Below are 10,211 nucleotides of genomic sequence, written 5' to 3'. Positions count from 1 at the left end.
GAAGAAGTTGGAGCGCCAGCCCCAGACGTCGGTGAGGAGTCCGCCGAGCAGCGGGCCGCCGATCGTGCCGAGGGCCATGATGCCGCCGACGACGCCCATGTACTTGCCGCGCTCACGCGGCGAGATGATGAGGGCCACCGCGATCATGACGAGCGACATGAGACCGCCGACGCCGATGCCCTGGATCACACGGACGGCGATCAGCATGTTGGTGTCGGTCGAGAACCCGGCGATCACCGTGCCGACGGTGAAGATGATGAGCGAGAGCTGCACGAGGATCTTGCGATCGACGAGGTCGGCGAGCTTGCCCCAGATGGGGGTCGAGACGGCCGTGGCCAGAAGGCTGGCCGTGATGACCCAGGTGTACTGGGACTGGGTGCCGCCGAGGTCGGCGATGATGACCGGCATCGAGGTCGACACGACGGTGCCCGAGAGCACGGCGACGAACATGCCGACGACGAGCCCGGAGATCGCGGTGAAGACCTCGCGCGGCGAGCGCGTGGGCTCAGCTGCGGAAGTGGGTGAGACGTGAGTCACAGTGAAATCTCCTGTGTAGAAAGTTGATAAGAATCAACTATACGCCTTTTAGTTGCAGAAGTGCAACTATCGACCCGAGGCAACCATCATGCGCTGGTCTCGTCGTGCACCGCGGCTGCCCCCGCATGCTCCATCGACCACGACGCGAGCAGCGCGAGGCGCTCGGCCGAGGGCGATCCCGGTTCGGCCGAGTAGACGAGCATCACGTTGCCCGGCTCGGCGGTGAGGGCGAGCTCTTCATAGGCGAGGGTGAGTTCGCCCACGACAGGATGCTGGAAGCGCTTCGTGCCGGCACCGTGGATGCGCACGTCATGCGCCGCCCACAGCCGACGGAACGTGTCGCTGCGGGTCGACAGCTCACCCACGAGATCCTGCAGGCCCTTGTCGTGCGGATCGCGGCCCGCCTCGGCACGCATGATCGCCACGCACATCTCGGCGAACAGATCCCAGTCGGGGTAGAAATCCCGCGACGCGGGGTCGAGGAACTGGAACCGCGCGAGGTTCGGCGTGCGACCGCCGTCGCCGATCACGGGGGAATAGAAGGCCCGGCCGAGCTCGTTCACCGCGACGAGGTTCTGCCGCGGGTCGCGCACGAACGCGATGGCGTCGGTGATCGCCGACAGCGTCCACTGCAGGCTGGGTCGCGGGACCGACGGCTTCACCGAGCGACGCCGTGAGCGACCGCTCGAGGGGATGCCGTCGGCGGCGCGCGCCAGGTCGAGAAGATGAGCACGTTCGGCGTCGTCGAGCTGCAGGGCGGATGCCAGGGAATCGAGCACGGCGGCGGAGGCGCCGGCGATCGCGCCGCGCTCGAGCTTGGCGTAGTACTCGACGCTGACTCCGGCGAGCGCCGCCGCCTCACTGCGCCGCAGCCCCTCGACGCGCCGGTTCGCCCCTGCCACGAGCCCGACCGACTCGGGCGTCACGCGAGCACGACGCGTCATCAGGAACTCGCGCACCTCGGATCTGTTGTCCATGTTCAGGACGCTACCCCCGAGCGCTGCCCCGAGGGAGGTTCTCGCAGTACACCCCTCGACAGGGACTCCCTCGCGCGCCCCGAGAGGGGCAGAGTGGACGCCATGAGCACAGACATCATGCGCACAGAGCCCACGCGCGCCGCGACCATGCGCGCCGTCATCATGCACGCCCCCGGAGACGTCCGAGTCGACGACATCCCCACGCCGACGATCGTCGAGCCCACCGATGCGATCATCCGCGTCACCGCCGCGTGCATCTGCGGGTCGGACCTCTGGCCCTACCGTGGCATCGAGCCGGTGAACGGCCCCACCGCGATGGGCCACGAGTACATCGGCGTCGTCGAGGAGATCGGCGACGAGGTGCGAGACATCTCGGTCGGCGACTTCGTCGTCGGGTCCTTCGTCGCCTCGGACAACACCTGCGAGATCTGCCGGGCCGGGTTCCAGTCGCGCTGCATCCACCAGGTGATGATGGGCGGCGTCGGCACGCAGTCCGACTATGCGCGCATCCCTCTCGCCGACGGCACCCTCGTGAAGGTCGAGGGCGACCCGACCCCCGCCCAGACCCGCAGCCTGCTCGCCGCATCCGACGTGCTGGGCACCGGATGGTTCGCGGCCGTCGCCGCCGAGGCGGGTCCCGGCAAGACCGTGGCCGTCGTCGGAGACGGGGCCGTCGGACTGCTCGCCATCCTCGCCGCCAAGCAGCTGGGCGCCGAGCGCATCATCGCGATGTCGCGTCACGCCGACCGCCAGGCGCTCGCGACGACGTTCGGTGCGACCGACATCGTCGAGGAGCGCGGCGACGCGGGGGTCGCGAAGATCAAAGAGCTCACGGGCGGATACGGCGCGCACTCGACCGTCGAAGCGGTCGGAACCCAGGAGTCGATGATGCAGGCGATCCACGCCACGCGTCCCGGTGGCCACGTCGGCTATGTCGGCGTCAGCCATGGCGTCGAGCTCGACGGCCTCGACCTCTTCTTCTCGACCGTCAGCCTGCTGGGCGGCCCCGCACCGGTGCGCCGCTTCCTGCCCGAGCTGATCGACCTGATCATGAGCGACCGGATCGACCCGGGCATCGTGTTCGACCTCACCCTGCCGATCGAAGAGGCGGCTGACGGTTACAGGGCGATGGACGAGCGTCGTGCCACGAAGGTGCTGCTGACGACCGAGCTGTAGGAGTGCTCGCGGGTCAGTGCTGAGTCGCCGTCGAGCTGTCGATGTCGAGATCGACGTCGAGGTGCCAGTCGTGCGCACCATCGTCGTCGGTCTCGACCGTCTCGGGATAGAGGCGGTGTGCCTGCAGCCTCGCGGCGTGCTCGCTGAAGTCTGGCTCGGGGTCGTGGAACTCGTGCGGCCCGACCAGCAGGTCGTTCCCCACCCCGATCACCAGATCGGCGCAGTCCTCGCGGCCGCCGACGAGGATGGGGATCTCGACCGCATCGGCCTCGCCCTCCTTGGCGACGGCTGCGGGGAGGGTGACGAGCGAGTCCGCCACGTCGTCGGTGGTGACCAGCTGTTGGCCTGCGTAGGAGACGATCTTCATGCATCCATCATGGTCGGATCCACGGATTGCCCACCGAGGGTTGCGCGGTCGGATGCGGTTCGATAGATGCGGCCGGATGCGAGTCGAGCGTCGGCTCACATCCGGGCGTAGCGGGCACGAGCGAAGCAGAACAGCCCGTAGAGGGCGAGGCCGGCACCGACGACCCAGAGGATGATCGCGCCGAACGGAAGCCCCGCCAGAGTGCGCAGAGCGGAATCCAGGCCGCCCGCGGTCTCGGGGTCGTGAGTGAGCGCAGCGATCACGAACAGCACTCCGGCGACACCCACCGCGATGCCCTTGGCGATGTAGCCGGCGGTTCCGAAGGCCACGATTCCCGAGCGCGCCGTGCCTCCGGGAGCCGAGAGGTTCTTCATGAAGGCCTGCGTGATGCCCCGCACGATGAAGGCGGCACCGATCACGGCCACTCCCACGCCCACCAGCACGAGCAGCACGACGCCAGCGGGCACCGCCAGCAGCTTCGCGCTGAACGACTGCGAGGACTCGGACGACTGCGACTGACCGCCCAGCGCATAGACCAGCGCGGTCGCGCCGATCGCGAGGTACGCGGCAGCGGTGCCCAGGAACTTCGCCCGATGCGCCCACTTCTTCTTCGAATCGGGATCACGCTCCACCACGGCCTCGGCGATCTGCCAGATCGCGAGCGCGAGCAGTCCGAGCACGATCAGCCACAGCAGGAAGACTCCCGCCGGCGACTGCTGGATCTTCTGCATCGCCCCGCCCTGGTCGGCGTTCTCGCCGCCTCCGCCGGTCGCGATCGAGATCGCGATCGCGCCGATGAGGATGTGCAGGATGCCGAGCACGACGTAGCCGACACGGGCCAGGATGCGGAAGGACTTCGAGTCCTGCGCGGCTCTCGCGGTGGAGGCGGCGGAATTCTGGGTGTTCATGGGTTCGAGGTGCTTTCGATCGGTGCTTCGAGGACAGGAGGTTCTTCACGGGTGGCCGCGCTGCTTCGAGTGCGAGCGAGGCGACGCGCTCGGACTGCCGTGACGCATGCCCAGACGACCGTCGCGACGGCGATCCCCTCGAGCATCCCGGCGACCACGTCGCTGAGCCAGTGGGCATGCAGGTAGGTGCGACTCCACATCATGACGATGACCCAGGCGGCGCCCAGCACCCAGATGTACCAGCGGCGCAGCAGGAGGCCGAGGACCACCACCACCGTCGTCGCGACCGCGGTGTGCCCCGAGGGGAACGAGGTCGCGACGCTCTCTGCGAGCGAGTCGGTGGGGCGTGTCCGGCCGATCACCGCCGCCATGGTCGCGCCGATCGCGACGACGGCGACCATCGCGATCGCCAGGGTCGCCGCATCCCACCGCCTGCCTCGCCACAGGAAGGCGAGGATCAGGAGCGCTCCGACGACGATCATGCCGACGGTGCCGCCGACGACGGCGGGGACCCACGCGACCACGATCCAGACGTCACTGCTGAGCGCGACCATGAGATCGTGCCACCAGACGTCGACGGCCAGCGGCTCGTGTCCGCCGAAAGCGACGACGGCCCGGAGCACGACGAACGCCAGGGTCGCAGCGACACCGACGACGACCGCGCCGGTGCCGCGCGTGACCTCGGTCACGCCGACATCAGGCGAGGGGTTCGTTGTTGCGGATGCTGCGACGGGTCACTCGCTCGCCGGTCGCAGGATCGACGGCGGTGCGGTCGACGGTCTCGGTGCGACGGCTGCGCATCACGAGAATGAGACTGATCAGGAAGACGACGACTCCGGCGCCCATGAGGATGTAGCCGATCAGATCGAGATCGACGTAGCCGCCGGTGTCGATGTTGAGTGCGAAGACGAGGATCGCTCCGATGACGAAGAGCGCGATGCCGCTTCCGATACCCATATGTCCATTCCTCTCCGAGGCCGCGTCCGCGGTCTCGCGACGACCAGAATATGGTCAGCGCGGATTGAGTCAATACCCGTGGACACATCCCGCATCCCGTGATATGGATGGGGATGATGACTGATCTCGAGCGCCGCGCGGCGATCTTCGCCGCCCTCGCCGATCAGACGCGCCTGCGCATCGTCGACCTGCTCACGCTCGGAGACCTCTCGTCGTCGGAGATCGGCACCGCGCTCGATCTGCGCTCGAATCTGATCGCGCACCATCTCGGCGTGCTCGAGTCGTCTCGGATCATCACGCGCACCCGCTCGGAGTTCGACCGCAGACGCAGCTACATCGGCCTCCGCCCCGAGGTCTTCGACACGCTCGCGCCGCCCAGCGTCACTCCCCCGCGGCGGGTGCTGTTCGTCTGCACGGCGAACTCCGCGCGATCGCAGCTCGCCGAGGTCATCTGGCGCGACGTGAGCACGATAGACGTCGCCTCGGCAGGCACTCAGCCCGCCTCGGCCGTCAACCCCGAAGCTCTGGCGGCAGCCGAGCGGCACGGGCTCGTCATCGACCACGACCGACCGCCGCGTCACGTCGACGAGGTGCGCGCCGACGAGGACCTGGTGATCACGGTCTGCGACGACGCGCACGAACGCCTGATCACGCCCGACGACCTGCACTGGTCGGTGCGCGACCCCGCCCGGATCGGCACTGCCGCCGCGTTCGACACGGCCTTCGACGTCCTCTGCCAGCGGATCCGCGCTCTGTCATCCCGCCTCATCGCCGCCTGAGCGATGTCCCCGGCACGTGCGACGATCTGCACGTCGAGGGGAGGACGGGATGCGGGGCGAAGCCACAGTGCTGCACGCCGACCTCGACGCCTTCTACGCCTCGGTCGAACAGCGTGATGCGCCGGAGCTGCGCGGCAGGCCGGTCATCGTGGGCGGCGGCGTCGTGCTGGCCGCGAGCTACGAGGCCAAGGCTCGCGGAGTGCGCACGGCGATGGGCGGTCGACAGGCCCTGCAGATCTGCCCGGATGCCGTCGTCGTGCCCCCGCGCATGGACGCCTACTCAGCGGCCAGCGCAGACGTGTTCGCGATCTTCCGCGACACGACGCCGCTCGTCGAAGGGCTCTCGATAGACGAGGCGTTCCTCGAGGTCGGTGGACTGCGACGCATCGTCGGCACCCCCGAAGAGGTCGCGATCCGGCTGCGCGAGCGGGTGCGCGCCGAGGTCGGCTTGGCGATCTCCGTCGGCGTCGCTCGCACGAAGTTCCTCGCCAAGGTGGCGAGCGCCGTCAGCAAGCCCGACGGGCTGCTCGTGGTCGAGCCGGAACGAGAAGAGGAATTCCTGCTTCCCCTGCCGGTCGAGCGCCTGTGGGGTGTCGGCGCGGTCACCGCCGAGAAGCTGCAGCGCTACGGCATCCGCACCGTCGGCCAGCTGGCCGAACTCGAGGCGGCCACGGCCGAGCGCATGCTGGGCACGGCCGTCGGCGCCCACCTGCATGCTCTCGCTCGCCTGCGAGACCCGCGCCCGGTCGACACGACCCGGCGCCACCGCTCGATCGGCTCGCAGCGCGCTCTCGGCCGTCAGGCGCGATCGGCCGACGAGCTCGACCTGATCCTGACGCAGATCGTCGACCGACTCGCTCGGCGGCTGCGCGAAGGAGACCGGGTCTGCCGCTCGGTGGTGCTGCGCCTGCGCTTCGGTGACTTCGCGAAGGCGACCCGGTCGCGCACCCTGGGCTCCCCCACCGATCGCACGGCGATCCTGCTCTCGGTCGCTCGCACACTGCTCACAGCCGCCGGCCCCGAGATCGCCGAGCGCGGCATCACCCTGATCGGGCTTTCACTGTCGCACCTCGACAGCTCTGACAGCACGCAGCCCGAGCTGCCGATCGACTGGGGCGATGACGAGCGGCTCGACTCGGTGCTGGACACTCTGCACGATCGATTCGGGGCGGCATCCGTCTCGCGCGCAGCGCAGATGGGCCGCGATCTCGGATGGTCGAGCCCGATCCTGCCCGAGCACGAGTGAGCACGTCTCAGTCGAGGTGATACGTCTCGGTGTCGGGCATCTCGAGCGCGCCGCCCTCCGGAGACTCGACGCCTCGCGTCAGGGCTCGCAACCGCTCGACCAGCTCGGCGTCCTCGAGCTCTGAGCCGGCGTCGAGCACCACCTTCGCCACGATCTGGCTGGCGGGACCGATCAAGAACGTGGCTGCGACGATCGCTCCGTCCTGCTCGCGCACCGGAATCTCGACGAGTTCAGCGCGCCCCTCGTCTCCCAATGCACGCCCGTAGGAAAGCAGCGCGTCAGCGATCTCGTCTCCTGTCAGAAACTCTTCTCCGCCCTACACGATCGCCTGCATGGTTCCGTTCTAAAGCAGTTCCCACGGATCCGTGCGCCCCTTGCCCGCAGGCCGAATGGCTGATAGCGCGGCTTTGGCGGTTTTCGCCGCGCGTTTTAGTGTGGAATGCATGGCGGAACAGAAGACGATGGTGCAGACGGCGATCGTGGCCGACGGGGTGACCTACCTGCTCGCTCAGGATCAGGACCTCGCGAGGCTGAAACACCGCATCGAAGACGCGGTTAAGACCGCGGGCACCTTCGTCGACTTCGTGGTCGTCGGCAATCGCCAGGTGAGCATCCTGATCACTCCGCACTCGCGGGTTTCCACGCATGTGGCGACGGTGCTCTTCGACGAGCGCGACACGGGAGACGTCGACTTTCCCTTCGGCGGATACTACGACGTGCTCTGACCTCTCGCAGCTGCCCGACGGGGGCTGCTCTAGAGCTGATCGAGCACGAGCTCGCCGCGCGAGTTCAACTGATCCATCATGTGAGCGACCCGCTTGGCGTCGATCGGCGGCATCGTCGGCTCATCGAACTCGAGGTGCAGCGGGATGCTCGGATGCACCCAGATGGTCTGGCGGCCCGACGATCCGTCAGGCTTCGGCAGCCAGGTCATCATGAAGCTCTCGTTGCGACGCAGCTTCGTTCCGATCACGATCTTCAGGTGCGCCAGAGTCGCGTCTTCGATCTCGATCGCAGGCCGCGAACTGTTGTACTCCAGTGTTCCCATGATGAGAACTGTACGCGTCCTCCCTGACTCCTCGGGCACGAGGCCCGCCACGTCCGGCGACGGGCTCAGAGGTCTGCGGGCACGCCGTGCTTCTCGCCCGCTGACATCTCGGTCGGTTCCGACACGAGGTAGAGCCCCGAGGGCGCGTTCGCGGTGTAGGCGAGCGCGTCGATCCAGCGTCGGTTGATCGACGGCTGCCGGCTGCCGAGAAATCGATAGACCAGGGACGAGCCGGGGTGGAGCCACACCGTCGTGCGGCCTCCTCCGATGCTCTGGTCCTCGCGCCAGCTGAAGTTGAACGCCTCGCCACGACGCAGCTTCGCGGTGATCACGAGTTGCAGGTGCGTCAGAGCACGGTCTTCGATGTCGATCCGGGTCGTGCCTTCATAAACGAACCTGCCCATCATGCTCCTCATACGCTTCGTCCTCGACGGCGGTCGCGGGGTGCCAGCGGCGCAGCGCGAGGGGGACGTCCTGACAGCCTAGGAAACAGGTGCCGTCCGGCGCAGGGTATTGACAACCGCGTGCTCGGCCTGCAGTGCATCGTCGTGTACTCAGCTTCGAGGCAACGCACACGCGGGCGTGCCACCCGGAAGCCGATGCCGGAAACGGGCGATCAGCGAGTATCCGAGCGCCGCAGCCCAGGAGAACGGAGGCGTCACGAGCAGCTGACCGACGAACCGCAGAGCCTGCGAACGCTGCATCCGCAGCAGGGCGGCGAAGGCCTCATGACCCCGGAATCTGCGATCTCCGACCAGCAGCCAGACGTAGTGGGTGACGTCTGCGGAGCTCAATCCGAGCTCATCGAGGTCGAGCCACTGCCACGGCTGGGCCTCGGGAAACCTGCCCAGCCAGCGCTCGAGTCGCTGCACCCAGGTGGTGCAGAACGCGCAGTCGCCGTCGTAGACGAGCAGGGGTCGGGGGCGCATGCCATCGACCCTACGCCTCGTGCTGGTCAGCCTCAGCAGAACTCGTCCCTGCCACCCCAGCCGCCGAGCCAGGCCGACACCCGAGGCGTGGCACGCAGACGATGGATGCCCGTTGCGACGACTCGCCGAGTCTCGAACCCCTCGTCGGTGCCCCATCGTCGGGCTCGACGAATCGCGCGCCGCGAACGCACCACCCCCAGCGACGCACCGTCGACATCGACGAGATCGACGGTTCCTACATCGCCCGCGCCGAGGCTCGCAATGCTCTCTGCGAGCACGGCCGGGTCGAGAACGACGACGGGCCGCTCGATCTCCCAGGTCACACGGGCATCCGGCGGGTCTCCGCCGACCACGATGCGCGGGTCGTCGACGAGGCCGACCGCTCCGTCATCCACGATCACCCGCGCCTGGGGAAAGGCGGCGACGATCGAATCGACGGCGACGAACAGAGCCTCGGGAGTGTGCGATCCGCGGATCCACACGACGAGGTCGGGCTCCTGCGACAGGAGGCCACGCGGGGCGGAACCTGCGACGGGAATCGATGACAGCAGCCGCATGGTCTGGGCGTTCGCGCGGTCGAGCGCCGCATCGCCGCGCCCGACCCAGTCGGGCCCGTCGTGCCATGCCACGGCTGTCGACACGTGAGCGAGCACGGCGCCCGCCTGCCACATGCGGTGCGCCCACTCCCAGTCCTCCCCGCCATAGGTCGAGAAGGACTCGTCGAACCCGCCGACCTCGTCGAACAGCCTGCGCGAGCATGCGACGACCGCGCCGATCGCGAACCGGTAGGAGCGGTCGTCGGCGTCTCGCAGATCGCGGCTGCGCGCATACTCATCGGCGAGCCAGGGCGGTTCGGGCAGCTCACGGCCGGCCACCGCGTCGAGCACGGGCACGTCGTGGGCGAGGCCCGAGAAATCGGCGTGCCGACGGCGGCCCACGGTGACGGCCTCGGGCAGCAGGGCAGGCAGCCGGGTGAGGGCGCGGACGTACCCGGGCTCGGGCGCGGTGTCGGCATCGAGGAAGCACAGCACGTCGCCGCTGCTCGCGCGCACGCCGAGGTTGCGGGCGGACGCCAGGCGGAAGCCCCGGTCTTCCTGACGGGCGAGGATCACCCCGTCGGGCACGTGGACGTCGCCCGCCGAACCGTCGTCGGCGACGACGATCTCGGGAGGCGCGCGCGGATAGTCCTGCATCGACAGGGCAGCCAGCGTGCGGGCGAGTTCCCCGGGCTGCTCGTAGTGGGCGACGCTCACCGACACCGTCGGGAGCACCTCGGGGTCGACTCCG

General features: G+C 68.5%; 15 protein-coding genes. 4 read left to right on the top strand and 11 right to left on the bottom strand.

Annotated elements, in window-relative coordinates:
* Together J7E68_RS01990 and J7E68_RS01985 are read right to left on the bottom strand one after the other, a co-directional pair.
* Window positions 1–450 (bottom strand): MFS transporter (locus J7E68_RS01990; RefSeq protein ID WP_251048532.1); only part of this gene is annotated, 450 nt, incomplete at its 3' end.
* 173 nt (window positions 451–623) lie between these two features.
* Complete coding sequence (locus J7E68_RS01985) at window positions 624–1,514, bottom strand: helix-turn-helix transcriptional regulator (protein WP_215169383.1); 891 nt, start codon at window positions 1,512–1,514, stop codon at window positions 624–626.
* Window positions 1,515–1,661: 147 nt separating this feature from the next.
* On the opposite strand from J7E68_RS01985, the gene J7E68_RS01980 reads away from it, so the two are divergent.
* Window positions 1,662–2,690 (top strand): zinc-dependent alcohol dehydrogenase family protein, encoded by a 1,029-nt coding sequence (locus J7E68_RS01980; protein ID WP_215169387.1) that lies wholly within the window; start codon window positions 1,662–1,664, stop codon window positions 2,688–2,690.
* 13 nt (window positions 2,691–2,703) lie between these two features.
* Here J7E68_RS01980 and J7E68_RS01975 read toward each other — a convergent pair whose 3' ends face one another.
* The 4 genes from J7E68_RS01975 to J7E68_RS01960 form a co-directional block, all read right to left on the bottom strand.
* Window positions 2,704–3,057, bottom strand: a complete 354-nt coding sequence (locus J7E68_RS01975) for a hypothetical protein (protein ID WP_215169382.1) — start codon at window positions 3,055–3,057, stop codon at window positions 2,704–2,706.
* Window positions 3,058–3,152: 95 nt separating this feature from the next.
* Window positions 3,153–3,965 (bottom strand): DUF1206 domain-containing protein, encoded by an 813-nt coding sequence (locus tag J7E68_RS01970; RefSeq protein ID WP_215169380.1) that lies wholly within the window; start codon window positions 3,963–3,965, stop codon window positions 3,153–3,155.
* Window positions 3,962–4,654, bottom strand: coding sequence for a phosphatase PAP2 family protein (locus J7E68_RS01965; protein ID WP_215169378.1), 693 nt, complete (start codon window positions 4,652–4,654; stop codon window positions 3,962–3,964). Before J7E68_RS01965 ends, J7E68_RS01970 begins: the two co-directional genes overlap by 4 nt.
* Window positions 4,655–4,661: 7 nt before the next feature.
* Complete coding sequence (locus tag J7E68_RS01960; protein ID WP_215169376.1) at window positions 4,662–4,922, bottom strand: DUF6458 family protein; 261 nt, start codon at window positions 4,920–4,922, stop codon at window positions 4,662–4,664.
* A gap of 116 nt (window positions 4,923–5,038) precedes the next feature.
* Between J7E68_RS01960 and J7E68_RS01955 the strand changes: the two genes are divergently transcribed.
* Together J7E68_RS01955 and dinB are read left to right on the top strand one after the other, a co-directional pair.
* Entirely contained in the window at window positions 5,039–5,701 is a 663-nt protein-coding gene (locus tag J7E68_RS01955; RefSeq protein ID WP_311416039.1) for an ArsR family transcriptional regulator, read from the top strand.
* Window positions 5,702–5,750: 49 nt separating this feature from the next.
* Entirely contained in the window at window positions 5,751–6,947 is a 1,197-nt protein-coding gene (gene dinB / locus J7E68_RS01950) for a DNA polymerase IV (protein ID WP_215169373.1), read from the top strand.
* A gap of 7 nt (window positions 6,948–6,954) precedes the next feature.
* On the opposite strand, the gene J7E68_RS01945 is transcribed toward dinB, so the two are convergent.
* Window positions 6,955–7,200: a hypothetical protein gene (locus J7E68_RS01945; RefSeq protein WP_215169364.1), complete on the bottom strand. Its 246-nt coding sequence runs from the start codon at window positions 7,198–7,200 to the stop codon at window positions 6,955–6,957.
* Window positions 7,201–7,390: 190 nt separating this feature from the next.
* Between J7E68_RS01945 and J7E68_RS01940 the strand changes: the two genes are divergently transcribed.
* Window positions 7,391–7,672 (top strand): hypothetical protein, encoded by a 282-nt coding sequence (locus J7E68_RS01940; RefSeq protein WP_215169363.1) that lies wholly within the window; start codon window positions 7,391–7,393, stop codon window positions 7,670–7,672.
* Between the two features lie 29 nt (window positions 7,673–7,701).
* On the opposite strand, the gene J7E68_RS01935 is transcribed toward J7E68_RS01940, so the two are convergent.
* The 4 genes from J7E68_RS01935 to J7E68_RS01920 form a co-directional block, all read right to left on the bottom strand.
* Window positions 7,702–7,995 carry a hypothetical protein gene (locus J7E68_RS01935; RefSeq protein ID WP_215169361.1) on the bottom strand — a complete coding sequence of 98 codons (294 nt, stop codon included), beginning with the start codon at window positions 7,993–7,995 and terminating at the stop codon, window positions 7,702–7,704.
* Between the two features lie 65 nt (window positions 7,996–8,060).
* Window positions 8,061–8,399, bottom strand: a complete 339-nt coding sequence (locus J7E68_RS01930) for an ATP-dependent DNA ligase (protein ID WP_215169359.1) — start codon at window positions 8,397–8,399, stop codon at window positions 8,061–8,063.
* 150 nt (window positions 8,400–8,549) lie between these two features.
* Entirely contained in the window at window positions 8,550–8,924 is a 375-nt protein-coding gene (locus tag J7E68_RS01925) for a DCC1-like thiol-disulfide oxidoreductase family protein (protein WP_215169357.1), read from the bottom strand.
* Window positions 8,925–8,956: 32 nt separating this feature from the next.
* Window positions 8,957–10,211: glycosyltransferase (locus tag J7E68_RS01920; RefSeq protein ID WP_215169355.1), on the bottom strand; the 1,255-nt coding region annotated here is incomplete at its 5' end.

The organism is Microbacterium sp. ISL-103 (genome assembly GCF_018613995.1).
Taxonomy (GTDB): Bacteria; Actinomycetota; Actinomycetes; order Actinomycetales; family Microbacteriaceae; genus Microbacterium.
Note: the sequence above shows the minus strand (reverse complement) of the source record. Positions and strands in the feature narration are given on the sequence as shown.